Genomic DNA, 25,991 nt, shown 5'->3' on the forward strand with positions numbered 1-25,991 from the left:
GCTTGCCCGAGCATCCATGGAAGGTACCGATTGAGGTCGGTACCTTCTTTGCTTTAACCTTCGCTTTAGTGTCATATCGTGGAATTAATACACTCTGGTTTTCGACCGGCCGGTGCCACCCTGTAGAAAAAGAGTATGGCTCGTCAAACTCCCACGACTGGAAATGCCCTTTCCCAATCGGTCCTTGCAGGATTGATTACCACGATGGTGGGGTTCGTCGCATCCTTCGCAGTCGTTCTGGCCGGTTTGTTCCAGGTCGGCGCCTCGCGCGAACAAGCTGCCTCGGGCTTGCTCGTCCTATCCCTCACTGTAGGATTGAGCACCATTGCTCTGTCCTGGCGCCATCGCCTGCCGATCAGCATCGCCTGGTCCACTCCCGGGGCGGCCATGCTCGCCGCGCTGGCGCCCGGGGAGTTCGGGTTCAACCAGGCGGTGGGGGCATTCATCGTTGGCGGAATACTCATCATGTCGGCCGGGTTGGTGCCGTCTTTGCACCGGCTGCTCACCCGGATTCCGGTGCCGATTGCCCACGGCATGCTTGCAGGAGTCCTGATCCCGCTATGCCTGAAGCCCTTTACTGCAGTGGCCAGCACCCCGTTTCCCGCGCTGGGAATTTTGCTGGTGTTCTTCATCGGGCTTCGGATTCTTCCAAAATTTGCCGTCGCGCTGAGCATGCTGGCCGCAGTGGGTTTCGGCCTTTGGCACATTGGCCGCACCGAGGCGTGGGATTCGATCGAGGCGTTGCCGCAGCTGCAGTGGGTCAGCCCCGAATTCTCCTGGCAGGCGATTGCCAGCATCAGCGTTCCGCTGTTCGTGGTGACCATGGCGTCGCAGAACATCCCGGGAGTGGCTGTGCTCAGCTCCTTCGGGTATACGGCCCCTTGGCGATCCACCATGCTGGTGACCGGCTTGGGCTCGGCAGGCGGGGCGCTCTTCGGCGGACATGCAATTAACCTGGCGGCCATCACCGCGGCTCTGGCTGCCGGGGAGCAAGCCGGGGCAGATCCCCGGCTGCGTTGGCGGGCCGCGGCGAGTTCAGGGGTGTTCTACCTGGTCTTCGGGGCCTTGAGCGCACTGATCGTCTCTGTGGCCAGCGCCTCGCCCGAGGGACTGTTCCAGGCGGCGGCCGGCTTGGCTTTGCTGGCCACGCTCGCCAATGCCCTGCTCGGGGCGATGGCCGATAGCGCGTGGCGGCTGAGTGCACTGGCCACGGTGCTGGTCGCCGCCGGAAATCTCACGCTCTTCGGGATCGGCGGAGCTTTCTGGGCCTTGGTCGCAGGGCTTTTAACGCACTTCATCGTCGAGCGCAACGCTCGACGATGAAGTGGCAAGAGCAGCTTTTCCAGCCTAGATGGCTGGTTCCCCGACCTGGCCCTCGCGGGCCAAGGCAGTCAGGCGGGAAACGGCACGGAAGTACTTCTTCTGGTAGCCGCCGGACATCATTTCCGGGGTGAACAGCTCGCTGAACGGCTTGCCCGAGGCCACGATCGGCACGTCCTTGTCGTACAGGCGGTCGGCAAGAACCACGAAGCGCAGGGCGATGGCCTGGTCGGTGATGGTGTCCACGTTGTGCAGGACCAGCACATCGGTTTCGGCCACCAGCTGGCGGTAGCGCGACGGGTGCACCTTCGAGAGGTGGGCCACCAGATCATCGAAGTTGTCAACGGCCAGGGTCTTGTCCGGGTAGCGGTCCTGGGCGAAGGCTTCGATCTGCGCATCTTCCAGCGGCTCGGGGGCATCGGGCAGGCCTCGGTGGCGGAAGTCCTCGCCTTCGACGCGGTGCACGTCGAACTGCTCGGACAGGGTCTTGATCTCGCGCTGGAAGTCCACTGCCGCGAAGCGGCCCTCGCCCAGTGCGCCGGGCAGGGTGTTGGAGGTGGCAGCCAGCTTCACGCCGGCGTCGGACAGCTCGCGCATGAGGCGGGACATCAGCACGGTGTCCCCGGGATCGTCCAGCTCGAACTCATCGATGCAGACCAGCGAGTATTGGCTCAGCACTTCAACGGTCTGGCGGAAGGACAGCGCACCGACCAGGTTGGTGTACTCGACGAAGGTGCCGAAGGCCTTGCGGCCGGGAGCCGCATGCCACAGCGAAGCGAGCAGGTGGGTCTTGCCCACGCCGAAGCCGCCATCGAGGTAGATGCCGTTCTTGGTTTCCTTCTTCTTCCCGAACAGCTTGGAGAGGAACGAACCGGAGTTGTTCTTGCCCACGGACTCGGCGAAGGCCTTCAGCTTGGTGACCGCTTCGGCCTGCGACGGCTGGTTGGGATCCGGGCGATAGGTATTGAAGGATACTTCACCAAAGCGGTAGGACGGGTGGAAACCGGCCAGCAGTTCTTCGATTGAAAGATTCGGCTTGGTCTCGCTCAGGTGGGTGATCGTCGCCATTGGCTGTGGGAGTCCTTCAGTTGATTGCTCAGGAAATGGTCGGGAAGCCGTGGCTTGCCCATCGGCCAGTTTACCTTGAACGCGGCGATACATTGCCGAAAATGTCGTAGCCCACACTGTGTTCGCCATAGATGGGGACTAGGCTAGAAGCAACGCCCGTTGCCCGCTGTGTCCAGCGTGGCAAAAACTGACACCCGCAAGGATCGTGATTAGGAATGTCGTTGCCCGTCGAGTCCAACGAGAAGTATGCAGCGTACGCTCACCCTGAACGCCTGGTTTCCACCCAATGGGTGGCTGACAACCTCGGAGCCGAGAATCTCGTAGTACTGGAATCGGATGAAGACATCTTGCTGTATTCCACCGGCCACGTGCCAGGTGCGCTGAAGATCGACTGGCACACCGAGCTGAACGACGAGGTCACCCGCGACTACGTCGACGGCGAGGGATTCGCGAAGCTGATGTCCGCCAAGGGCATCACCCGCGATTCGACCGTGGTCATCTACGGCGACAAGTCGAACTGGTGGGCAGCCTACGCGCTGTGGGTCTTCACCCTGTTCGGCCACGAAGACGTGCGCCTGATGGATGGCGGCCGCGACAAGTGGATCGCTGAAGGCCGCGAGCTGAGCACCGAGAAGCCCGCCGTCACCGCCACCGAATACCCGGTGATCGAGCGTGTCGACTCGGAAATCCGTGCGTTCCTCCCGGAGGTCCTGAACCACCTGGGCAACCCGCTGATCGACGTGCGTTCGCCCGAGGAATACACCGGCGAACGCACCCACATGCCGAATTACCCGGAAGAGGGCGCCCTGCGCGGCGGGCATATCCCCACCGCCGCATCGGTGCCCTGGGCCAAGGCGGCGGCCGAGGACGGCACCTTCCGCTCGCGCGAGGAACTGGAAGCCATCTACCTTGATGGCGCCGGCCTGAAGCCGGGCGATGACGTTGTGGCCTACTGCCGCATCGGCGAACGCTCCAGCCACACCTGGTTCGTGCTCAAGCACCTGCTCGGCTTCGAAACCGTGCGCAACTACGACGGCTCCTGGACGGAGTGGGGCAACGCGGTGGGTGTGCCAATCGTCCGCGGCGAAGCTGCCGGCGAAGTGCCTGCACAGCGTGGAGCCCGCGCATGAGCCAGCTGCCCGAAGCATTGAACGAGATCGTCGAGGAATTCTCCGAGGTTCCCGAGGCGGACCGCTTGGAGCTGCTGCTGGAGTATTCGCGCGAGCTGCCCGAGCTGCCGGCACGCCTTGCTGATCATCCCGAGCTTTTCGAGCAGGTCGTCGAGTGCCAGTCCCCGCTGTTCCTCGTCGTGGAGGTCTCGGCCGAAGCCGATAACCCGGTAGGCCTGTTCTTCTCCGCTCCCCCGGAAGCTCCCACCACCCGCGGCTTCGCTTCGGTGCTGGCTGCGGGCCTGGATGGCGCCAAAGCAGCAGAGATTCTCGCAGTCCCGGATGACATGCCCCAGCAGCTGGGTCTGACCCGTGCGCTGTCGCCGTTGCGCATGCGCGGCATGACGGCCATGCTCGGCCGCATCAAGCGCCAGATTTCAGAGCAGCTGGCTGCCTAGGGGCGAATCCCAAGCGCCGCGCAGCACCAAATAGCAACAGAGAAGGATCCCCAGGCACGTGGGCAAGAAGAAGCAGGCCGCGTCCACCCCGGCGACCGCCGCGTTGGACGCCGCAGGTATCAGCTATGTGGCGCACAGCTACACGCATAGCGACTCGGCCGAGAGCTACGGCGCCGAAGCGGCCGAGCAATTGGGAGCCAGCGGCGACCGGGTCTTCAAGACCCTGATGGTTTCCACCGGAGCCAACGCCACCCAGGACCTGGCCGTGGCGGTGATTCCCGTGGATTCGAAGCTGGATCTGAAGGCGATCGGCATCGCGTTGGGCACGAAGAAAGCCCAGATGGCCGACAAGGCTGCCGCGCAGCGGCGCAGCGGCTATGTCCTGGGCGGGATTTCCCCGTTCGGGCAGCGCCAGAAAACCGATACCGTCATTGATTCCAGCGCCCAGCAGTTCGAGACGATCTTCATTTCCGGAGGTCGTCGCGGTTTCAGCCTGGAGATCGCTCCGCAGGATGCAGCGAAGGCGACCGGTGCCATTTGGGCGCCGATCGCCACCAGCTGATGTTTTGCTAGCCAAGCCAAGGGCCCTGCCTGCGAGCCGGCGATCCGTTGATCGTCCGCATCTCGCGGACAGGGCCCTTGGCTATCTGCGGCTAAATGGTTTCGAGCAATGCCATGCGCTTGCCCAGGAAACCGGTAATCGCCTGCGCGAAACCCTGCGGATCCACATTCGGTTCCCGGGTGTGCCCGGCTTTGGAAAATGTCTTGAGCGTGACCAGGTCCGGTCGCAGCGCCGCCAGCTTCAGGCTCGGGCCGTTGGGAACGAATTCGTCATCACGGCTGTGCATGATCAGCGTTGGCAGCTTCAATTCATCCGCACGCTCCACCCAATTCAGCCGGCGCAAATTGACTGGCGCCGCTTGTCCGGTCACCCAGCGTCCCGCCTTGTTGGACAGCAGCCACTGGCCGAACAGGCCCACGGATTGCGGGATCTTGTTGGCCCGAGCCTGATGCGAAAGCACATCGACCCAATTGATGACCGGGCCAACCAGAATGAGTGAATCGATATGGCGGGCGAGCTCGCTTCGATCGGCGGTTTGCAGGCTGATGGCGCCGCCCATGGACCAGCCCATCAGGATGATCCGCTTCGCTCCGTTATCCAGTGCGAATTGGATGCCCGCTTCCACGTCATGCCATTCGGTATCACCCAGACCATAGCGTCCATCTGGCGCGCCGGGAGCCAAGCCGTCATTGCGGTAGCTCATCAGCAACGTGGTGACCCCGAGTTCGCCCAAGGCAGGCAGCGCACGGATGGTCTCATTGCGCCGGGCCCCACGGCCGTGCACGCCAATTACCCAGATGTCCTCGTTGGCGGAGCCGCGCACCAGCCAGGCCGGCCCGTCTCCCCCTTCCAACGGCACCACGACATCTTCGGCATCGAAGCCCAGGTCGGAGGGATGCTCGTAGATGGCACCGGACAGGTTGCCGCGGCGCACCCCTTGGAGGGTGCCGTGGTAGACCTTCTCGATCTTGCGCGCCACCAGCCGAGGTTTGCCCGGGACCGGTTCCGGCGCGGAAAGCCGCAGGGCGCAGGAATCGAATTCTGTCAGGAAACTGCAGGGCCCGGGTTCGCTGGTATCGGAATCCTTGGTGAAATGCAGCCAGAGCTTGCCCTCGGCATCGGTAACGACTTCACGAATGATGCTGTTGCCGGTGCGGCGTTCTTCCGGGGTCACTACGCGTCGGGCGAAGTATCCGGCGAGCGCTGAGACGCTGGCGGCGACCAAGGAACCGGCGCCCAGTCCCAGTCCCACCCCAATCAGGGTTGCAGGCACTGCGCTGCGGGGTTGCAAGGTATCTACGATGTTCCGAGCCATGTTTTCATCTTTCCATGAGCAGGCCCGGGAATCATCCAGCCTGCTCAAGCGTTTTATATTGCATGAGCGATGAATCGGTAAACCAATCAGCAACATCACCAGATGAGGTGGCCGCGCGCAGCGATGTGCAGTGGCAGCAGATCCTCTCTCCCGAGGAATTCCATGTACTGCGCCAAGCCGGGACCGAGCGCCCCTTCACCGGCGAGTACTGGGATACCACGACCGAGGGCGTGTATTCCTGCCGGGCCTGCGGTTCGGAACTGTTCGCGAGCACCACGAAATTCGATGCCGGCTGCGGCTGGCCCTCCTTCTTCGCGCCTTTGGCCGAGGACCGGGTGCGCTACATCAGCGATGAGTCCCTGGGCATGAAGCGAGTTGAGGTGCGCTGCGCCAATTGCGATTCGCACATGGGCCACGTTTTCGAGGGCGAAGGATTCAAGACCCCGACTGATTTGCGTTACTGCATGAACTCCTTGAGCCTGACCCTGCGCCCGGCCCAGGGCTAATGCCCTTGACGGTGGCAAGGCGTGGATCACATTTAGAGCAAGAGTTGCTTATTCACTAAGATCTTAGCATCACCTTTTCTGTTGTTTGGGCGTAGCGTTCAAGGTAAGCACTTGAACGCTGCCCCAAAACATGAAAAAGAAGGTGTATGAAATGACTCAGATTTCCTCCAAGCCAGTACCGGCCACCGACGCAGAAGTACTGCAGATCGCAAACTCGCAAGCTTGGCTGAAGCTGAAGTCTGCCGCCACCGAGTTCCAGGGACTGCAGGCTCAGGACGGTTCCTTGGCCGATAGCGCTTTCGCACCGAAGGCCGTCCAACTCGTTGATTCCATCATCGAGTCGGTCCAGTCCCTGCGCCCGCACTTCGAGCACGATGCCGAATACCTCGAGCAGCTGGTCGCGGATCTGCGCCAGTGGGCCGATGCCGGCTTCGGCGTGCCCGACTTCCTCGATTCGCTGATGCAGTTCCAGCCGCAGACCCAGCGCATCGACGGCCTGCTGCACCTGGTGCTTTTCCCGATGTACACACAGAACGGCTCCACCAACCGCCACCTCGAAGCTGTACTGGTGCAGGTGATGTGGCCCGAGTTCATCGCCGACCTGGAAGCCAAGGACTACACCAACGCGCTGTTCGTGCCGCTGCGCTTCATCGACTTCACCGAAGGCTACAACACCAATTCCGCCGTGCTCTTCCCGGAGTCCGTAGCGATCCGCGAGACCCCGTCATTCACCTGGGGCGCAATCTTCCAGGATCGTGAAGCAGTGCGCTTCCGCAAGGTCCTTCAGGAAGCCAGCCGCATCACCAACCTCGAGTTGCCCGCGGACGCAGCAGAGCTGCTCAAGGACCAGCACCTGACCGAAGAAACCTTCATCATGTGGGACCTGATCCACGACCGCACCCACATGCGTGGCGACCTGCCGTTCGATCCGTTCATGATCAAGCAGCGCATGCCCTTCTTCCTGTACTCGCTGGAAGAATTGCGTTGCGATTTGACCGCGTTCCGCGAATGCATGAAGATCGCCGCGAATCCGGATTCGGATGAGAAAAGCGCCAAGATGGCCAAGCTCGTGCAGTACGCGGTGATCTTCGACCGCATCTTCCGCTTCGCCATCACCGGCTCGCGCGTGCGCAACTACGACGGCCTCGGCGGCCAGCTGCTGTTCGCCTGGATGCACCAGCACCATGTGCTGCACTGGACCGACACCAAGCTGAGCATTGACTGGGATCAGGTGCCCGAAGTGGTTGCAGCCTTGGGGGATGCGATCGACGAACTGTACTGGAAGTCCATCGACCGCCCGAAGCTGGCTCACTGGCTTGCAGCCTACGAACTGGTTTCTGCCACCGTTACCCCGAACCCCGCTTCGGTCTGGGCCAAGGGCCCCGAGGCCCTGCCGTTGACCGCACCGCTGCGCGAAATCACGGACCAGGTCATGGACGACGAATTCCCGCTGTCGATGTTCTATGAAGCACTGAACAAGAAGATGGCCTCCGTCATCGAATCGACCAAGGGCATGACCGGGGCAACGAAAATCTAGCCTTTCCTCTAGGCTGGAAAATGTGAGCAGAGAAAGCATCTCCTTGAACGAGACATCCAAATTAGTGCTCCTTGCCGGCGCTACTTCCGCCTCCGGCATTGCCAGCGCCACCGCGCTGGTTGATGCCGGAGCGCGGGTGCTTGCGGTAGGAAGCAACCAAGACCGGCTCGATGAGCGCCTGCCGTTCGTCCATGCACGCTATGAATGCGATCTGGGCGACTTCGCCGCGGTCAAGCAACTGGCACTGCAGGTCCATGAAGAGCACGGCAGCATCGATGCGCTGATCCATCTGGTCGGCGGCTGGCGCGGCGGCAAATCCATCACCGGGCAAAGTGACGAGGACTGGGAGTTCCTGCACCACAGCGTGCTGACCACCCTGCGCAACACTTCCCGCGCGTTCGTCGATGATCTGGTCTCTTCCCCCGCAGGACGCTTGGCCATCGTGAGCGCCGAAGCGGTGCTGAACCCGACCCCGTCCAATGCCAACTACGGAGCCATCAAGGCCGCCGCGGAGCATTGGGTCAATGCGATCGCCCGCCTGTTCGCCAAGCAGGCCGAAAACGCCGCCGCAGTGAGTTGGGTCGTCAAGGCATTGAGCGACAAGTCACCTGAGGAAGCCCCTTCCGGGCATACCCCGGTGCAATTCCTCGCCCAGGCCGCCGTGGACCTGCTGGAGCAGGATGCCGGCGAGTTCAATGGCGCCCGCATCGCCTTGCCCAAGGCCTGATGATTGGCCAGGACACGCACCCAGGCGCGACCTGGCATCGCACACCACTTCACCCCTTGAACCACTAAGGACCACCTCAGCATGACTTTTACCCACGACGCTTCGGTTCGCGGATTCGCTTCGGATAACTACTCGGGCGTGCACCCGCGGATCATGGATGCCATTGCCCGCGCCAATGGCGGCCACCAGATTTCCTACGGCGAAGACCAGTACACCGAGGAACTGGGCAACGTCGCCCGCAATACTTTTGGCCCCGAAGCCCAGATCTTCCCGGTGTTCAACGGCACCGGTGCCAACGTCATCGCGCTGCAGTCGTTGCTGCCGCGCTGGGGCGCGGTCATTTGCGCATCGTCGGCGCATATCAATGTGGACGAGAACGGTGCGCCCGAGCGCATCGGCGGCTTCAAGCTGCTGCAGGTGGATACCCCGGACGGCAAGCTCACCCCGGAGCTGATCGACCAAGAAGCATGGGGCTGGGGCGACGAGCACCGCGCGCAGCCGCTGGCCGTGTCGATCACCCAGGCCACCGAGCTGGGCACGCTGTACACGCCCGAGGAGATCAAGGCCATCACCGACCATGCGCACAAGCTGGGCATGAAGGTGCATCTGGATGGCTCGCGCCTGTCCAACGCCGCGGCGTCCCTGGGCGTTCCGCTGCGCGCGCTGACCACGGATGCCGGCGTGGATATCGTCTCGCTCGGAGGCACCAAGAACGGCATCCTGCTCGGCGAGGGCATCCTGACCCTGCGCAGCGAGCTGGCCAAGGATCTGAAGTACCTGCGCAAGATGAACATGCAGCTGGGTTCCAAAATGCGTTTCATCTCCGCCCAGCTGATCGAGCTCTACGGCACCGATCTGTGGCGCGAATTGGCGAGCCATTCCAATGCCATGGCCGCCAAGCTCTCGCAGGCAGTCGACGAAATTGATGGCGTCCAGCTGGTCTACCCCACCCAGGCCAACGGCGTCTTCGCCCAGCTGCCTACCGAAGTCAGCGATCAGCTGCGCGAGCACTTCCGCTTCTACGACTGGGACCGCGCGGCCGGCCAGGTGCGCTGGATGTGCTCTTTCGACACCACCGAGGAAGATGTTGCCGCGTTCATCGCGAAGCTGCGCGAGCTGATGGGCGCCTACGCCGCCGCATAGCATGCAGTCCCGGTCGGCGTGCCGTACCCATGCGCGGGTACGGCACGCTTAGACTCAAATTGTGACCAATGATCGCCCTGCTTCCGCCATTCCGAAGGCCTTTGCCAAGGCCCTTGACGAGTTGTCGCATGCCAAGGTGCGCAAGGAACTGAAATTCACCGAAATCCCGGCCCCCGGCAGGCTGGCTCCTTTCGCGCTGGCGCTCAGCGGCGATGTGATGGATGTGGTTGCCCCCGGACACGGACCCCAGGGCCAGGAAATCGGCCGCACCCCGTTCCTGCAACCAGCCGAGCAGCTTGCCACCGGTCGCTTCATTCTCCTTTTCGACCCGGCGGGCCAAGAACTATGGAATGGCCAGTTCCGCATCGTCACCTATATTCGCGCCCGGCTGGATCATGAAATGGGCCAGGATTCCATGCTGGCTTCGGTCGCGTGGTCGTGGCTCGAAGAAGCTCTGCGCGAGCGCGACGCCGCCTACCATTCAGCAGGCGGCACCGCGACCCGCGTGATTTCCGAGTCCTTCGGCAATCTAGCCGGGGAACAAGACCACATCGATATCGAGCTGCGCGCTTCATGGTCGCCGGACTCGGATCATCTCGGCGCGCACCTGAGCGCGTGGGCAGATATGGTCTGCACTTTTGCCGGACTGCCGCCCTTGCCCGAAGGTGTGCAGCAACTGCCCCACCGCCGCCTGAGCTAGCGATCATCGCTGCGGTGGCGCCGATTAGTCCTAGAATGGAAGCATCATGCCGAATTCTGACTCTTCCGCTCCCGCATCATCCACTCCCGCCGCAGAGGCTGCCGCGCCGGTTCTGACACCGCTGGCCGCACCGCGCGACGGGATCCCCGAAGTCATCGACACCGCACCAGCGTTGCGCCGTGCAGTACGTGCCTTGGAAGCGGGCACCGGCGACTTGGCCGTGGATACCGAAAGAGCCAGCGGGTTCCGCTATGGCCAGCGCGCCTTCCTGCTGCAGATCCGCCGAGACGGCTCAGGAACATGGCTGATCGATCCGGAGACCTTGGATGACTTGGCGCCGCTGCGCGAGTTCGTCAACCAGCAGCCCTGGATCCTGCATGCCGCCACCCAGGATTTGCCCTGCCTGCATGAATTGGGCATGTCACCGACCTCGCTGTTCGACACCGAGATGGCTGGCCGCCTCGCAGGATTCCCCAGAGTTTCCCTGGGCACGATGGTCGGCGAATTGCTCGGGCTGCAGTTGGCCAAGGAGCATTCGGCCGTCGACTGGTCCACCCGCCCGCTACCCGAATCGTGGCTTAATTACGCCGCTCTGGATGTGGAAGTCCTCGAAGAGCTGCGCCAGGCCATCGCCCAGGTGCTCGAAGAGCAGGGCAAGCTGGAGTTCGCCCGACAGGAATTCGAGCATGAGCGCACGTTGCCCGACCCTGTCCCGGCAGAAACGCCGTGGCGGAAATTATCCGGCATTCATAAGCTCAAGAGCCGCCGCAACCTCGCGGTAGCCCGCGAACTGTGGATCTCGCGCGAATCCCTGGCCCAGAGCCGCGACGTGGCCCCAGGCCGGCTGATCCCGGATCGCGCCATCATGGCAGCTGTGGAGCAGCGCGCCACCAGCGTTCCGGCGCTCTTGCAGATTCCGGGGTTCCACACACGCAATGCCAAGCGCGATGCCGCGCGCTGGGTCGATGCCATCCAGCGCGGCAACAGCACCCGCGACCTGCCCGATCTGCGGGCACCCAAAAACGGTCTGCCGCACCCCCGCTCCTGGGCCGAGAAGAACCCTGATGCCGCGAACCGCTTGGAAGCTGCCAAGCAAGTGGTCAATGACGTGAGCGAGCAGTGGAACATCCCCGGCGAGAATCTGCTGACTCCTAAGTACCTGCGCGAGGTGTGCTGGAATGCACCGGCGCGGATCAGCGAAGCCAGTGTGGCGGACATGCTGGAAAATCTCGGTGCCCGCCAATGGCAGCGTGAACTGCTTTCGGACAAGCTGGCCGCGGCATTGAAGCAGGCCTGAGCGGATCCACAGAGTAATTCGCCGAAGGTTCACCGATTCGCGGGGATCGGCAACTTGCACTTCAAGTTACTCCTGAGTAACGTATGGTTCAGGTCACAGTGATGCTGGCCACTGCCCTGTACTCCACGGGCAGCATGAACCAACCCAAGGAGCCCGACGGTGACTGCCAACGCTTCGACCGTGCGCAACAGCGCGCACCCATCGCTCGACGACCGCGATGTCGTCTTCATCGACGGGGTACGCACCCCGTTCGGCAAAGCCGGCGACAAGGGAATCTACCACGGTACCCGCGCCGATGACCTTGCCGTCAAGGCGGTACTCGGCCTGCTGGAACGCAACCCTGAAGTACCCGCCGAGAAAATCGACGAAATCTCCATCGCCGCAACCACGCAGACCGGCGACCAGGGCCTGACCTTGGGCCGCACCGTCGGCCTGCTCTCCGGCATCCCCCAGTCCGTGCCCGGCTTCGCCATCGACCGCATGTGTGCCGGGGCCATGACAGCGGTGACCGCGACCGCAGGCGGCATCGCCTTCGGCGCCTACGACGTTGTCGTCGCCGGCGGCGTGGAGCACATGGGCAACCACCCCATGGGCGCCGGAGCCGACCCGAACCCGCGTTTTCTCTCCGAGCGCATCGTCGACCCTCAGGCATTGAACATGGGCAATACCGCAGAGAACCTGCACGACCGCTTCCCGGCGATCACCAAGGAACGCGCCGACCGCTACGCCGTCGCATCCCAGGCAAAGCTGGCCAAGGCCTACGAGAACCAGCAGATCCAGGCGGACCTGATCCCCGTGGCCGCCAAGCGCCCGGGCGAAGGCTGGGCCGTGAACACGGTTGACGAACCTCCGCGGCCGGGAACCACCATGGAATCGCTGGCCGAATTGCGCACCCCATTCCGCGCCCACGGACGCGTGACCGCAGGCAACGCAGCCGGCCTGAACGACGGCGCCACCGCCGCCCTGCTGGCCAGTGGCGCCGCAGTGCGCGAACTGGGCTTGGAACCGAAGATGCGCATGGTCTCCTTCGCCTTCTCCGGAGTGGAACCGGATGTGATGGGCTACGGACCGGTTCCGTCCACCGAAAAAGCCCTGGCCAAGGCCGGCCTGGGCATCAACGACATCGGCCTGTTCGAAATCAACGAGGCCTTCGCCGTCCAGGTGCTCTCCTTCCTCGACTACTACGGAATCGACCAAGACGATGAGCGGGTGAACCGCTACGGCGGGGCCATCGCGGTGGGCCACCCGCTGGCCTCCTCCGGCGTGCGCCTGATGTCCCAGCTGGCCCGCCAGTTCTCCGAGGACCACTCGGTGCGCTACGGCATCACCACGATGTGCATCGGCCTGGGCATGGGCGGCACAGTGATCTGGGAAAATCCAAACCACGCGGACTTCGGCAGCAAGGCATAAGGAAGAGACAATGACTGCATTGAGCAAAGATTTCCAGGCTGTCGCGCAGCTGATGCACGACGAGACCGTCACCCACTCCTACGTGAAGGATGTGGCACTGCCCAGCGGCAAGACCATGGCGCTGCTGACCCTGGACAACGGGCTGGACCACAAGAAGCCGACTACGCTCGGGCCCAACGGCCTGCTGGAATTGCGCGCTGCGCTTGAAGTCCAGGCAGAACGCGCGAAGAACGGCGAGATCCACGCACTGGCGATCACCGGCAAGCCATTCTTCCTGATCGCCGGCGCCGACCTGTCGGCCGTCACCCGCCTGAGCGAACCGAGCCAGGCCACGGCCATGGCTTCGCTGGGCCATTACACCTATGAGCTGCTTGCCGATTTGGGCGTCCCCACCTTCGCCTTCATCAACGGCCTGGCGCTCGGCGGCGGCCTGGAAATCGCACTGGCCTGCAACTACCGCACGGTCAGCACCACCGCCGGCGCACTGGGCTTGCCGGAAGGCTTCCTCGGCCTGATCCCGGGTTGGGCCGGTGTCTACCGCCTGCCACGCCTGGTCGGCCCGGAGAACGCGCTGAAGGTCATGATCGAGAACCCGCTAAACAACAACCGTACGCTCTCCGGTCCGGCCGCCGCGAAGATGGGCGTTGCCGATGCCCTATTCGAATCGGCCGACTTCATCGAGCATTCAATTGCCTTCGCTGACGGCGTCATCTCCGGAACCACCGAGGTCAAGCGCCCCAACGCCGTTGACCCCAGCGATCCCGAAGTTGCCCGCCGCTGGCTTGAGGCGGCCGATGCCGCCGAGAAGTTCGTCGACGCAAAGCTTTCCGGCGCGGCCCCCGCGCCGTACAAGGTGCTTGAGGTCTTCCGCCGGGGCCTGGCCATCTCGCAGCAGGAGTCGGCCGCCCTTGAGGTCGAGGCATTGACCGGGCTGATGCGCACCCCGCAGTTCCAGAACACCGTGTACGCCTTCCTGGACCTGGTCCAGAAGCGCGGAAAGCGTCCGGCCGGCGCACCGGATCCCAAGCTCGCCCGCCCGGTCACCAAGGTGGGCGTCGTCGGCGCCGGCCTGATGGCCAGCCAGCTGGCCCTGCTGTTCGTCCGCCGGCTGAACGTGCCGGTGGTGATCACCGATCTGGATCAATCGCGGGTGGACAAGGGACTGGCCTACATCCACGGCGAGATCGACAAGCTGCACGCCAAGGGCCGGATGAGCCAGGATGCGGTGAACCGCACCAAGGCCCTGGTTACCGGCTCGGTCACCAAGGAGGCATTCGCCGATGCCGATTTCGTCATCGAGGCAGTCTTCGAAGAACTGAGCGTGAAGAAGCAGGTTTTCGCAGAGGTAGAGGCAGTGGTCTCCCCCGAGTGCATCCTGGCGACCAACACCTCCTCGCTCTCGGTCACCGAGATGGGGCGCGACCTTGAGCACCCAGAACGCCTGGTCGGCTTCCACTTCTTCAACCCGGTCGCAGTGATGCCGCTGCTGGAAATCGCCGCTACCGAATGGACCAGCGATTCCGCGCTGTCCACCGCGTTCGTGCTGGGCAATAAGCTGAAGAAGACCGCGGTGAAAACCAAGGATTCCGCCGCGTTCGTGGTCAACCGCGTACTGCTTCGCCTGATGAGCGAAGTCCAGGCAGCTTTCGATGAGGGCACCGACGCGAAGACAGCTGACTCGGCACTGGCCCCAATGGGCCTGCCGATGACCCCGCTGACCCTGTTGGCCATGGTGGGCCTGCCGGTCGCGCAGCACGTCAACGAGTCGCTGAACGCCGCTTTCGGCGATCGCTTCACCATCTCGGAGAATCTGCAGAAGCTGATCGATGCAAAGATCACAACCCTCTGGGTCAAGGACGAGGCAGGCAACCAGGTGCTCAACCCTGAAGCTGAAAAGCTGATGTCCTTCGGCGATCAGCCCTCGACCGGAGAACAGATCCTGGCCCGTGTCCAGGACGCGCTGGCCGAAGAAATCGGACTGCTGCTGGATGAAGGCGTCGTTGCCGAAGCCGCCGACGTTGACCTGTGCATGATCACCGGTGCCGGCTGGCCGATGCACCTGGGCGGCATTACCCCGTATCTTGACCAGGTTGGCGCCTCCGAACGCGTCAACGGCAAGAAGTTCAACGGCTAGTACCCAACCGGCCGTTTTTGGTTGCATCGCTTTTCCCTGGGCGCTGGAACCAGGCAAGGAGCCGAGACTCTTCCCCATCGGGAAGCTGGTCTCGGCTCTTTGCTGTCTTGAAGATGCGCGAACCCCGTACAGCTGGATCCGCTGTACGGGGTTCGCGCGTTCTGAGGAGCTGCGCCTGCTAGCAGCTAGATGATGTCCTCGCCGTTGCGACGGGCTTCCAGCCATTCCTGGATGAAACCCCTGCTGATGAAGAACAGCACTCCTGCCACGATCGCTGGCCATACCAGCACATACAGGCTCAAGAAAAACGCCGTCATTATTTGCCTCCCAGGCTCTGTGCGTCGCGTCCGGCTTCTGCGGTTTCGGCTTGCGCCTCAACTACGTCGAAGTCGCCGGTGCGTATCGCGATCACATCGAAGTCGAATTCCATCTTGGATCTGAAGGACATGAGGTAGCAGACAATGGTACTGACCGAATAGGCCACCAGCGACGCGCTCAAGGTGGTGTAATCGCGGAGGAAACCGAAGGCGAACGGAGCGCTGACCAGGATGGCCACGACTCCGACAATCTTGGCGACGCGCAGGCCGAAGAAGCCGAAGCTCATCAATGCCAGGACCACGCCGATGCCAATCACCGCGAGCAACTCGATCAGGAATCCGGTGATGCCGTTGATTGGGATCAGTTCGAAGCGAACCGGGATGAAGATCGCCAGGGCAACCAGTACCGAGACGGTGAAGGCCTTGTTCGTGACCTTCTTCCAGTAGAAGCTGGCCAAAACCGGGAATACCAGTGCGCCCCAAAGGGCACCAACGAAGACCAGCAGGTCCAGGATATTCAGCTGCATGCTCGCGAAAGCGACTGCCAGGGCCGTGGCAACGACCATGGTCGCACGTCCAATGAGCAGCATCTTCTTCGGATCAGCCTTGTCCTTGCCGGCGACGTTCTGCCCGTATACGTCAGCCATCATGATCGAAGACAGTGCCGCCAAGTCAGAGTCGGCTGTGGACGACAGCGCACCAATAATCATGATGAAGAACAGCGCCAGCAGAACACCGGGCAGGTAGCTGGCTGCCATCTCAGGAATGAGGTTGTTCATGTCGCCACCGGAAGGCTCGAATCCGAGGTACAGGGCCAGCACACCGAGCATGCCCACGCCGATGACCATCGCGCCGTATCCGACGGTTGCGGTGATGAACGTCGGCTTGATCAGGTCCTCGCGCACTGCGAACAGACGCTGGGCAATGGTCTGGTTGCCGATTGCGTAGGCCAGTACCGCGGCAATATACGGTGCGCCCTGGCCCAGGAATGCTTCGGAAGAGAAGAAGTTGGACTGCTGCGGGGTCAGGTTGCTTGCGCCGGTTTCGAACGCGGCCGGAAAGCCTGCGGCAAAGAAGATGACTGGCACGATAATCGCCACGGCGCCGAGCATCGCAACGACCTGGAGAAAGTCGGTCAGCACCGAAGCACGGAACCCGGACCACAGGGTGTAGAGCAGAACGCCACCGGCGACGGCCAGCACGCCCTGGATGAAGTTGAAGGGCGAGAGCATCGAGATCAATACGCCGCCGGCAATGAAGTTGGACATCAGGGAGATGACCGAACCGACAATATTGGATCCAGCCAGCATCAGCTGGCTGGAGCGGCCGTGGCGTGCGTGCATGACCTCGGCGAGGGTGTGCGCGCGTGGCGCGACCTTGCGGATCCGCTTGCCGAATGGGTAGATGAACAGAATCATCAACGCACCCCAGAGACCGTAGTGGATGGGGCCGGAGATTCCGTAGGTGTAGCCGGACGTGGCCGAGGCATACATCGACGAAGCCCAAATCCACGTCGCGGTCATACTCGCAGCAGAAATGCCGAATCCGATTTTATTTCCCGCCGTCATGTAATCGTCGGCGTTTTCCTTCTTTTTCCCGATCCGGGTGGAAATTAAAAAGGTTCCTCCGTAGAAGAGCACCAAAAGCAAGACAACAGTTAGGGCGCTGAATTGCACGATTTCGTTATCCACGCGCCACCTCCCTCTTTTAGACAGTGATGAGATCCGCGCCGGGAGCTATTTGCTCAACCGGCGACTTGTCCTGCACGTCTTCCCGCGAGATGTCATCGCAAGGGGTAAATTTCAGCTGACGCGCACAAGCCCCTGGGCCCATGAATCACTTCCCTACACTCAAGTTTCGTTCGTTTCTCATTCGTATCGTTCATCCCTGGTAACGGGGAGCACCACCTTCTGGATTCACTCCAGAACCTGGTGTTTTGGCTTCACAACGTGAATCCAGACCCCTGGCTCGCCTGCATCTCGCTTGCGGCTATCCAGCCTTGCGCGTAACGGCGCTTCGGGTCAGTACAGGCGTGGCATTCGCATTGGCGAATACCGCCTGTTTTCCATCGGAGGACTGCTACCTGGAACTCAACACGCGATCACCGCGCGGAGTATCTCGGTCGGCGTCAATATGCCTGACAGGTGAACAGTTAAAGCACTCTCCGAAAATGTTAGCTTCAACTAGCTATCCAAATATTAGCATGAATGCAAAGATATCCGAACTATCAGCCGCCAGGCAGTGAGCCAGCCGACCAGCCCGCCAAGCGCGAACCAAGCCATTCAAATCAATCCATCTCCTGCATCAATTACCAGACGGCGTTCATTCGCGCGTAACGTCGCGCACAAAAACAGGAAACCTCAGCAGGAAAATATCTAGATTTGGCCACTTCCAGCCCAACTGCGAGGCGGCATTGCGACGAAGCTCCACGCGCAGGAAAACCCCACCTAGATTACTAACCATGGGCCTAACACAGGGCTCAAGCCGCATCCAACGAGACCGGCCCCCAACGGCCCACGCTGTGAATTCGACGCTGATGCATAAATATGCATAAGGTTCGATAGCCGGATAGGTGAACGGCAAATGAACAGCGCCTTTGCCGGTTGCATTCCACGAACGCGGCGATCGCCAAGCACGGGCGTTCGGCACTTAGCGCCAGCACAGAGATCTCTGCCAGAATGGGATCATGACTGACATTGCCCGACCAGCCCGCCGCACATTCATGTGCGCTTCGGCAGCACTTGGTTCCGCCGCTCTTTTGACCGCCTGCGGTGATGGACATTCTGAAGCAGACACCCCCGAGGCATTGCCGATCCCGGAACCAACCGGCGAAGGACAGGCGCTCATGAAGACGAAGGATCTGCCCGTTGGATCACGCGCCTTGGCACCGGCCAAGGATCCGTCCGGAAAGGATGTCGGCATTCTGCTTTTCCGCAAGGATGATAAGACCGTATTGGCGTACTCGAACGTTTGCACCCATCAGGGTTGCGCGGTAACCCCTAAATCCAGCAAAGAAGATTTCTACTGCGCCTGCCACGGCTCACGATTTGCACCCGCTGACGGAACCGTAACCGATGGTCCAGCTATCGCTGCCTTGCCACGATACGCTGCGGCAATTCAAGGCGACGACATCATCGCCTACGTCACCGCCGCAGAGTAGTTTCCCAGCTCTAATCAAGCGCGAAGGGCTGAACCCCACAGGGTTCAGCCCTTCGCGCTTGGCCCAGATGCCGCTAGAACAAGGCAACCTTTTCCGGACCCGGGAAGAGCTCGTCCATCTGGGCCCGCTCGGTCTCCGTCGGAACCCAGCGAACGGCAGCGGCGTTGGCGCGTATCTGCTCGGGACGAGTAGCGCCCGCAATCACCGAGGCCACAGGCGACTGCCCGGCCAGCCACGAGAACGCCAATTCGACCGGCGTCAGATCCCGTTCGGCAGCGAAGGCATTGAACCGGTCCAGCTGCTCGAAATCGCTGGTTTCCACCAGGTGCTGGCGAGCATGCGTCAGGCGGGTGCCCTCCGGGGCATGCCCCTTGGAGTACTTGCCGGTCAGCAGCCCGTTCGCGAGCGGGAAATAGGGCAAAACACCCAGGTCGAATTCACGAGCAGCCGGCAGCACTTCGAGTTCCGCGCGGCGGTCAATCAGGTTGTAGTGGTTCTGCGCCGAAATGAAGCGTTCGGTTCCCAACTCACGGGCGACGTACTCCGCCTGGGCAATTTGCCAGCCGGAGCGGTTCGAATGGCCGATATAGCGAACCTTGCCGCTAGACACCAGATCATCCAGGGCCCGCAAGGTTTCCTCAATAGGGGTCTTCGCATCCGGCGTATGGAACTGGTACAGGTCGATGTAGTCAGTTCCCAGTCGCTTGAGCGACGCTTCGACCGCTCTGACAATATAGCGGCGCGAGCCTCGTGCGTTGAAGTCCGGTCCGTTCACGCCCTGCATATCCATGCCGAACTTGGTGGCCAGCACGATGTCCTTGCGTGCAGGACCCAGCGCCTTGCCGAGGCGGATTTCGGAAAGCCCCGGTTCCTTGCCATAGATGTCCGCGACGTCGAAGAGCGTGATGCCCGCATCGAGGGCCGCCTTGATCACTGCGTCGGTTCCTTCCTGGGATTCCGTTGCAGTACCTGCGCGGCCAAGGTTGTTGCAGCCTAGCCCGACGACGGAAACGCTCAGGCCGCTGCGGCCTAGCTGACGGAATTCCATGGACACCTCATCTGTTGGTTTGCTCATCCGCTTCACTGAGCGACGTTATACCCCTAGGCTATCTGGTAGGTACATGTGCTCAACATTTCACGGCACAATTCACTGCATTGCATATTTATCCATTAGGATGGAAACATGTCTAAAGTTCTTACCAATCTCCCTGTAGGCGAGCGCGTCGGTATCGCGTTCTCCGGTGGCCTCGACACCTCGGTCGCAGTAGCCTGGATGCGCGACAAGGGCGCCATTCCTTACACCTACACTGGCGACCTCGGCCAGTACGACGAGCCAGATATCGATGCAGTACCTGGCCGTGCGCTGGAGTACGGTGCAGAGAACTCCCGCCTGGTTGATTGCAAGCCTGCCTTGGTTGAAGAAGGCTTCGCAGCACTCGCCTGCGGCGCTTTCCACATCCGCACCGGCGGCAAGACCTACTTCAACACCACCCCGCTGGGCCGCGCCGTCACCGGCACCCTGCTGGTTCGCGCCATGCGCGAAGATGGCGTGGACGTCTGGGGCGACGGTTCGACCTACAAGGGCAACGACATCGAGCGCTTCTACCGCTACGGCTTGATGGCCAACCCGAAGCTGCGCATCTACAAGCCATGGCTGGATCCGAACTTCGTTGCAGAACTCGGCGGCCGCCAGGAAATGTCCGAATGGCTGCAGGAACACGGTTTCCCATACCGCGACTCGGCTGAAAAGGCCTACTCGACCGACGCCAATATCTGGGGCGCGACGCATGAGGCGAAGACCCTGGAACTGCTCGACAGCTCCATCGAATCCGTTGAGCCGATCATGGGCGTGAAGTACTGGGACGAAAACGTCGAGATCAAGACCGAAGACGTTTCGATTTCCTTCGTCGCCGGCCGCCCGGTGGCCATCAATGGCAAGGAATTCACCGATCCGGTGGCCCTGGTCAACGAAGCAAACATCATCGGTGGCCGCCATGGCCTGGGCATGAGCGACCAGATCGAGAACCGCATCATCGAGGCCAAGTCCCGCGGCATCTACGAAGCACCTGCAATGGCGCTGCTGTACATCGCCTACGAACGCCTGGTCAACGCGATCCACAACGAAGACACCGTGGCCAGCTACCACAACGAAGGCCGCCGCCTGGGCCGCCTGATGTACGAAGGCCGCTGGCTGGACCCGCAGGCCCTGATGCTGCGCGAATCGCTGCAGCGCTGGGTCGGCTCGGCCATCACCGGTACCGTGACCATCCGCTTGCGCCGCGGCGACGACTACACCATCCTCAACACCGAGGGCGAGAACCTGAGCTACCACCCGGACAAGCTGTCCATGGAGCGCGTAGGAGATGCAGCCTTCGGCCCGGTTGACCGCATCGGACAGCTGACCATGCGCAACCTGGACATCGCCGACTCCCGAGGCCGCCTGGAACAGTACGCCAACATGGGACTGGTCGGCGGCACCACCGCCAAGCTGGTCGGCTCGCTGGAAGCCGGCGGAGCCGACGCGATCGTGAACGCTACCCAGGTCGACAGCGACGATCTGGCTACCGACCGCGCTATCGAGTCTGCTGCCTTCGACGCAGGCACCGACTAAGCTCGCGGGCTCACGCCCCAAGCGCTGAAAAGCTCGGGCGGGTCCTTCCTTGACTGGAAGGATCCGCCCGAGCTTTTTCTTGTGCAGGAGGCCAGAGCACTGCCCGGTTTGCAGCCGGGCGGCAGGGGCTTAGAGGGGCCAGGCCGTTGGGCGCGGCCAGGGAGTGCAGGGCCATGATGAACCCGACCAGCGGGAGGAACCTGAGGATTCCGTGCACCACAGTTCCCACACGGGTGTCCTTGGCCCTCAGCTTCACCGCTTCATCCGTCAACCAGGTAACCAGCGTGATGACGGTGGCGATCAACGCGATTTGCTCCTCGGGCTGCGTCATCGTCTTGGCCAGCACGATCCCAGCAGCGAACCCGATCAGCACCTGGGCAGCAGGCCACAGCATCGGACGCAACGTGCGCTGGAGCTTGGAGCGCCCGACGCCCCAAGGCTAGGCCTCGATCAGCTGCAGCAGCGGGCTGACCGCGATGGTGAAGCCGACCAGCGAGACCAGGCGCAGCACCAGCCGGATGCGGGCGCCGGAAGTGGTGTTCGGTGCTGGCAGGCGGAAACCCTGCTCGACGATCCAGGCTGCGATCACCACGATGACGCCAGCCAGAGCCAGCTGCGCGTGGCCGGCCCCGGAGAACAGCGAGGTGATGCCGATGCCGATAATGACGCCAACGCAGGCCTGGAACACCAGGTGCAGCGGTGTGCGGGTTGCGCCCATCCGCGGCGCCTTACGCTGAGCGCCAGGGGTTTCGTCCCGGTCTTCTTGTGGAATCATTTCTCCTTGTATCCTGCTCGTTCAAACCTGCGCCTTCGCTGCACTGCGCGAAGACACCAAATCCTTGGACAGCAGCACGCCGCTGCCGCCGCTGAAAACCACGGTACCCAGCTGCGCAGCCCGGGCCACTTCCTCGAAGCCCAGGGAGCGGTGGAGCGCCAATGACGCGGCGTTCTGCGCATTGACCACGCACCATGCGCTCGAAGCGCGCTGGGCAATCCAGTCCAGCCGTGCTTCCGTCAGGCTCCGACCCGCTCCCCGGTGCCGGCATCCGCGGGCAACCTCGATCCCAGCCAGGTAATAACCAGCTGGAGCTGTGGCATCAGCTGGTTCCCACCAATGGGCACGGGACCAGCCAAGCAGTTGGCCATCCAGGTTCTTGATGACCAGCTGGCACTCTCCGCTCCCCCACAGTTCAGGTTCTGCATGGCGCCCCAAGCTTTGGGACAGCCTGCGGATGGCCGGGTAGTCCACTGCCCGCATCGGTTGCGGCGCGGGAATGCCCAGTCCCATCTGCGGCTAGTCGATGGACATGGGCTTTGACGGCATTGGGTGGGCCATCTTCAGCTTGTTCACTTCAGCGTAGGGTGCGACGCCGATGCTCATCTTGGTGAAGTCCAGCTTCGCTTCGCGGATGCACGTCTTGATCGCCGCAACTGCCAGTTTTGGCGCTGGAGAGAGTACCCTGATGTTCAGCTTGCGGTTGCCGAAATCGCTGGATTCCACGGTGCCCAGTCCGCGCCAGGCCAGGTGGCCGGTCAATGCTTCCTTGGCTTTCTTTTCAAGGTAGTGGTCACGCTCGGTGCCGTTGGCCGACTTCAGCGCATACTGGACGATCACCCACGACTGGTCTTCCGCTTCGATTTCCTTGTAGCCAGCTTCTGCGCAGGCTTCCATGAAGCCGGCGAACAACTCGTCCGCGCGATCGTTGTCGACGTCCTGCACATCGCTGGTTTGCGACATATGGCCAACGGAGCCGTGGTTGATCACGAACTGGCCCAGTTCTTCGTTCTCGAACTGCTGGAACCACGCTTCGCGGAAATGCAGTACGTTCTTCTCATCCAAACGGTAGGTGCGAACAATCGCCATAGGTTTTCCCTTTTCAGGTCAGTGAATCATTCAAGTATGGAATTCTTGGACAGCTTCAGGCTGTCGCGAGGTCCGCGACTTTAGCTAACCATGATTCCCGATGTGCATGGTTGAACGGAGGCGAATTCTTCGCCACGGATTCCAAGAGCTTCTCGCTGGTATCGCGAACTGAATCCTGGAGCTTTTGCGGATATCCCATCGACAGCGCGTGATCTGCGAATTCGTCCTCGTCGTCAAGGAACGTGCCTTTGCTCCGCGAGCGGATGACATCCAGATCCAGGTCAATGGAATTGACCTCCCAGGCATCGCATTTCATCTGCAGCCAACCGACATTGCTGGAAAGGTCGATGTAGACGTCGAAATCTTCTGCGGCATCCGAATACATCGTGGCAATCCAGTCGCCGCGATGCGGGATCAGGCACAACGCACTGGTGGCAGCCAGGTGGGCGGTTCCTGGACGGGCGACCAGGGAACCGGCTGGCTGATGCAGCCAGTGGCCGAATTCGTCCTGTCCAAGGTAGAAGCCCGGGACAACCCAGTGCGGACTCCCGTCGAACTTCCACGCGCGCGCGACAACGAGCGCGCCGAAGCCGATGTTCTCAGGGCTGCGGGGCAGATCTGCCGGGCAACCTCTCAAGGTGCTCACAGCTTCGGGATCTGTCCGGTGGGAAGGTCCTGGCCAGGCAGCGGGCGGGCGAAAGGCACCTTGGTACCGAGCACCTGTGCGAGCGTATCGCGGGCTACCTGCTTGGCGGTCAATCCGACGCGTTCAAGCACCTCTCCACGGGTGCCGTGAGCCAGGAATTCCGTAGGCAGGCCCACTTCGTTCAACGCGGTGTCCACCCCTGCGGCACGCATCTCGGTGCGCAGGCGCGAACCGACGCCTCCGGCACGCACGCCGTCCTCAATGCACACCACGATGCGGTGGCGGGCAGCCAGGGAAATCACCGACTTCGGCATCGGCAGAACCCAGCGCGGGTCGACGACGGTGACCGACACACCCTGGCTGTTCAGGCGCTGGGCAACATCCAGCGACAGCTCGCTCATGGCACCGACAGAAACGATCAGGACATCCGGCGCCGACCGGTCCCCCAGCCGGGCCAGCACGTCCACGCCATCAGGCAGGCGATCCACGGCTTCCACCGGCTCTCCCACCGAGCCCTTGGAGAACCGCACGACGCTCGGCGCATCGTCGATATCCAGGGCTTCGCGCAGTTCTTCGCGCAGGCGGTCCGCATCGCGTGGTGCGGCCAGGTGCAGGTTCGGCACGATCTGGGTCAGCGCCATATCCCACATGCCATGGTGGCTGGCGCCGTCCGGGCCGGTGACTCCTGCACGGTCCAGCACGATGGTGACTCCGGCCTTGTGCAGGGCCACGTCCATCAGCAGCTGGTCGAAGGCGCGGTTCAAGAAGGTCGCGTAGACGCAGACGACAGGATGCAGGCCGCCGAAGGCAAGGCCTGCCGCGGTGGTCATGGCGTGCTGTTCGGCGATGCCAACGTCGATCACGCGGTCGGGGTGCTCTTGGGACATTTTCTTCAGGCCCACCGGCTGCAGCATGGCGCCGGTGATCGCCACGATGTCCTCGCGCTCATTGGCCACGGCGGCGATTTCCTCGCCGAAGACGCTCGTCCAGCTTTGCGCACTGGGCTTGGACACTGGCAGTCCGGTGACCGGATCGATTACGCCAACAGCGTGGAACTGGTCGGCTTCATCGGCGCGTGCCGGGGCGTAGCCATGGCCCTTCTCGGTCAGGGCGTGCACCAGCACCGGGCCGGCGTACTGCTTCGCCTGCTGCAGCGCCTCTTCTACGGCACGCTGGTTGTGGCCATCGATGGGGCCGATGTACTTCAGGCCAAGGTCTTCGAACAATCCCTGCGGTGCCCACCAGTCCTTGATGCCCTTCTTGGTGGCGTGCAGCGACTTGTAGGTGAAGTCGCCGATGGGACCCGAACCCTTGAGCTTGACCTTGAGCTTGTCCATGGCGTTCTCGTACGCGGGGTGGGTGCGGAACTTGTCCAGCTGCTGGCGCAGGCCGGAAAGCTGGTTGGCCAGGCCGCCGATGGTCGGGGCGTAGGAGCGGCCGTTGTCGTTGACCACGATGACCGCTTTGCGGTCCTTGTCGGCAGCGATGTTGTTGACCGCTTCCCAGGCCATGCCGCCGGTCAGGGCGCCATCGCCAACCAGCGCCACGGCGTAGCGGTCATTGTGATTCATCAGCTTGTTCGCGCGGGAAATGCCGTCAATCCATGACAACGAAGAGGAGGCATGGGAGGACTCGACAACGTCGTGTTCCGATTCACCGCGGTCGGGGTAGCCGGACAGCCCGCCTTGCTGGCGCAGGGTCTCGAAGTTCTGGCGTCCGGTCACCAGCTTGTGCACGTACGACTGGTGCCCCGTGTCGAAGACGATGGAATCGGTGGGGGAATCGAAGACGCGGTGGATGCCCAGGGTCAGTTCGATCACGCCGAGGTTCGGGCCCAGATGCCCGCCGGTCCGTGCGACATTGTCGATGAGGAAACTGCGGATTTCCTCTGCCAAGTCGCCGAGCTGTTCAAGGGTAAGCGCCCGCAGGTCGCTTGGTTTCTTGATGGTCTTCAGTAAAGACACGTTCATCCCCTTCACAAATTCGCCGACGATAGGCTGGAAAGCCCATGCGAAATACCCAGTTTACCGCGTCCAAGGCTTCTTTCATTATCCGCCAACGTTCCTGCTGGTGCTAATTTCCCGGCAATGACGTTCGCTACCCTGCC

The 25,991-nt window shown here is 62.2% G+C and carries 25 protein-coding genes; 15 read left to right on the plus strand and 10 right to left on the minus strand.

Annotated elements, in window-relative coordinates; genetic code table 11:
* Positions 1-135 precede the first annotated feature (135 nt).
* Positions 136-1,323 carry a benzoate/H(+) symporter BenE family transporter gene (locus ACR9WD_RS09915; protein ID WP_434922019.1) on the plus strand — a complete coding sequence of 396 codons (1,188 nt, stop codon included), beginning with the start codon at positions 136-138 and terminating at the stop codon, positions 1,321-1,323.
* Between the two features lie 24 nt (positions 1,324-1,347).
* Here the strand turns inward: ACR9WD_RS09915 and zapE are convergent, their stop codons facing one another.
* A complete protein-coding gene (gene zapE, locus ACR9WD_RS09920; protein ID WP_141358309.1) occupies positions 1,348-2,388 on the minus strand; it encodes a cell division protein ZapE in 1,041 nt (346 codons plus the stop codon).
* A 215-nt stretch (positions 2,389-2,603) separates the two neighbouring features.
* On the opposite strand from zapE, the gene ACR9WD_RS09925 reads away from it, so the two are divergent.
* From ACR9WD_RS09925 to ybaK, 3 genes are read left to right on the plus strand one after another with little or no spacing between them, the layout of a single operon-like run.
* A complete protein-coding gene (locus tag ACR9WD_RS09925) occupies positions 2,604-3,518 on the plus strand; it encodes a sulfurtransferase (protein ID WP_073706062.1) in 915 nt (304 codons plus the stop codon).
* The gene (locus tag ACR9WD_RS09930; protein WP_121866983.1) at positions 3,515-3,955 is read left to right on the plus strand and encodes a SufE family protein; all 441 of its coding nucleotides are present in this window, start codon (positions 3,515-3,517) and stop codon (positions 3,953-3,955) included. The genes ACR9WD_RS09925 and ACR9WD_RS09930 overlap by 4 nt, the downstream gene beginning before the upstream one ends.
* A 58-nt stretch (positions 3,956-4,013) precedes the next feature.
* Positions 4,014-4,517, plus strand: coding sequence for a Cys-tRNA(Pro) deacylase (ybaK, locus tag ACR9WD_RS09935; protein ID WP_434922020.1), 504 nt, complete (start codon positions 4,014-4,016; stop codon positions 4,515-4,517).
* A gap of 91 nt (positions 4,518-4,608) precedes the next feature.
* On the opposite strand, the gene ACR9WD_RS09940 is transcribed toward ybaK, so the two are convergent.
* Positions 4,609-5,832 (minus strand): alpha/beta hydrolase family protein, encoded by a 1,224-nt coding sequence (locus ACR9WD_RS09940; protein WP_038991831.1) that lies wholly within the window; start codon positions 5,830-5,832, stop codon positions 4,609-4,611.
* Positions 5,833-5,894: 62 nt separating this feature from the next.
* Between ACR9WD_RS09940 and msrB the strand changes: the two genes are divergently transcribed.
* From msrB to ACR9WD_RS09980, 8 genes are all read left to right on the plus strand, one after another.
* Positions 5,895-6,338: a peptide-methionine (R)-S-oxide reductase MsrB gene (gene msrB / locus ACR9WD_RS09945; protein WP_073706060.1), complete on the plus strand. Its 444-nt coding sequence runs from the start codon at positions 5,895-5,897 to the stop codon at positions 6,336-6,338.
* 151 nt (positions 6,339-6,489) lie between these two features.
* Positions 6,490-7,875, plus strand: coding sequence for a DUF6421 family protein (locus ACR9WD_RS09950; RefSeq protein WP_038991835.1), 1,386 nt, complete (start codon positions 6,490-6,492; stop codon positions 7,873-7,875).
* 22 nt (positions 7,876-7,897) lie between these two features.
* A complete protein-coding gene (locus tag ACR9WD_RS09955; RefSeq protein WP_233125264.1) occupies positions 7,898-8,602 on the plus strand; it encodes an SDR family NAD(P)-dependent oxidoreductase in 705 nt (234 codons plus the stop codon).
* 81 nt (positions 8,603-8,683) lie between these two features.
* Positions 8,684-9,745, plus strand: a complete 1,062-nt coding sequence (locus ACR9WD_RS09960) for a threonine aldolase family protein (RefSeq protein ID WP_073706059.1) — start codon at positions 8,684-8,686, stop codon at positions 9,743-9,745.
* A gap of 61 nt (positions 9,746-9,806) precedes the next feature.
* Complete coding sequence (locus ACR9WD_RS09965; protein ID WP_038991840.1) at positions 9,807-10,445, plus strand: DUF3000 domain-containing protein; 639 nt, start codon at positions 9,807-9,809, stop codon at positions 10,443-10,445.
* Between the two features lie 46 nt (positions 10,446-10,491).
* Positions 10,492-11,742 (plus strand): ribonuclease D, encoded by a 1,251-nt coding sequence (locus ACR9WD_RS09970; protein ID WP_038991842.1) that lies wholly within the window; start codon positions 10,492-10,494, stop codon positions 11,740-11,742.
* Between the two features lie 159 nt (positions 11,743-11,901).
* Complete coding sequence (locus tag ACR9WD_RS09975; protein WP_434922021.1) at positions 11,902-13,152, plus strand: thiolase family protein; 1,251 nt, start codon at positions 11,902-11,904, stop codon at positions 13,150-13,152.
* A 10-nt stretch (positions 13,153-13,162) separates the two neighbouring features.
* Positions 13,163-15,286 (plus strand): 3-hydroxyacyl-CoA dehydrogenase NAD-binding domain-containing protein, encoded by a 2,124-nt coding sequence (locus tag ACR9WD_RS09980; RefSeq protein WP_434922022.1) that lies wholly within the window; start codon positions 13,163-13,165, stop codon positions 15,284-15,286.
* Positions 15,287-15,471: 185 nt separating this feature from the next.
* On the opposite strand, the gene ACR9WD_RS09985 is transcribed toward ACR9WD_RS09980, so the two are convergent.
* Positions 15,472-15,603 (minus strand): putative transporter small subunit, encoded by a 132-nt coding sequence (locus ACR9WD_RS09985; RefSeq protein ID WP_038991847.1) that lies wholly within the window; start codon positions 15,601-15,603, stop codon positions 15,472-15,474.
* Positions 15,603-17,294 (minus strand): sodium:solute symporter family protein, encoded by a 1,692-nt coding sequence (locus tag ACR9WD_RS09990; protein ID WP_066144462.1) that lies wholly within the window; start codon positions 17,292-17,294, stop codon positions 15,603-15,605. Before ACR9WD_RS09990 ends, ACR9WD_RS09985 begins: the two co-directional genes overlap by 1 nt.
* A gap of 995 nt (positions 17,295-18,289) precedes the next feature.
* Here ACR9WD_RS09990 and ACR9WD_RS09995 point away from each other — a divergent pair.
* Positions 18,290-18,763, plus strand: a complete 474-nt coding sequence (locus ACR9WD_RS09995) for a Rieske (2Fe-2S) protein (protein WP_434922023.1) — start codon at positions 18,290-18,292, stop codon at positions 18,761-18,763.
* Positions 18,764-18,836: 73 nt separating this feature from the next.
* Here ACR9WD_RS09995 and ACR9WD_RS10000 read toward each other — a convergent pair whose 3' ends face one another.
* The gene (locus tag ACR9WD_RS10000; RefSeq protein ID WP_121866988.1) at positions 18,837-19,811 is read right to left on the minus strand and encodes an aldo/keto reductase; all 975 of its coding nucleotides are present in this window, start codon (positions 19,809-19,811) and stop codon (positions 18,837-18,839) included.
* A gap of 135 nt (positions 19,812-19,946) precedes the next feature.
* Between ACR9WD_RS10000 and argG the strand changes: the two genes are divergently transcribed.
* On the plus strand, positions 19,947-21,374 hold the full coding sequence (argG, locus tag ACR9WD_RS10005; protein WP_038991851.1) for an argininosuccinate synthase: 1,428 nt from the start codon (positions 19,947-19,949) through the stop codon (positions 21,372-21,374).
* Between the two features lie 173 nt (positions 21,375-21,547).
* On the plus strand, positions 21,548-21,817 hold the full coding sequence (locus tag ACR9WD_RS10010) for a hypothetical protein (protein ID WP_162989298.1): 270 nt from the start codon (positions 21,548-21,550) through the stop codon (positions 21,815-21,817).
* Here the strand turns inward: ACR9WD_RS10010 and ACR9WD_RS10015 are convergent.
* From ACR9WD_RS10015 to dxs, 5 genes are read right to left on the minus strand one after another with little or no spacing between them, the layout of a single operon-like run.
* On the minus strand, positions 21,814-22,149 hold the full coding sequence (locus ACR9WD_RS10015; protein ID WP_121866991.1) for a hypothetical protein: 336 nt from the start codon (positions 22,147-22,149) through the stop codon (positions 21,814-21,816). The two genes, ACR9WD_RS10010 and ACR9WD_RS10015, sit on opposite strands and share 4 nt — an antisense overlap.
* A 21-nt stretch (positions 22,150-22,170) precedes the next feature.
* Positions 22,171-22,662 carry a GNAT family N-acetyltransferase gene (locus tag ACR9WD_RS10020; protein ID WP_121866992.1) on the minus strand — a complete coding sequence of 164 codons (492 nt, stop codon included), beginning with the start codon at positions 22,660-22,662 and terminating at the stop codon, positions 22,171-22,173.
* 6 nt (positions 22,663-22,668) lie between these two features.
* Positions 22,669-23,238 carry a hypothetical protein gene (locus ACR9WD_RS10025; RefSeq protein WP_038991854.1) on the minus strand — a complete coding sequence of 190 codons (570 nt, stop codon included), beginning with the start codon at positions 23,236-23,238 and terminating at the stop codon, positions 22,669-22,671.
* Between the two features lie 55 nt (positions 23,239-23,293).
* A complete protein-coding gene (locus ACR9WD_RS10030; protein ID WP_434922024.1) occupies positions 23,294-23,884 on the minus strand; it encodes a DUF402 domain-containing protein in 591 nt (196 codons plus the stop codon).
* Entirely contained in the window at positions 23,881-25,848 is a 1,968-nt protein-coding gene (gene dxs / locus ACR9WD_RS10035) for a 1-deoxy-D-xylulose-5-phosphate synthase (RefSeq protein ID WP_038991906.1), read from the minus strand. The genes ACR9WD_RS10030 and dxs overlap by 4 nt, the downstream gene beginning before the upstream one ends.
* Positions 25,849-25,991: the final 143 nt, after the last annotated feature.

It is taken from the genome of Glutamicibacter sp. PAEs-4 (assembly GCF_051161755.1).
In the GTDB taxonomy this organism is placed as follows: domain Bacteria; phylum Actinomycetota; class Actinomycetes; order Actinomycetales; family Micrococcaceae; genus Glutamicibacter; species Glutamicibacter nicotianae.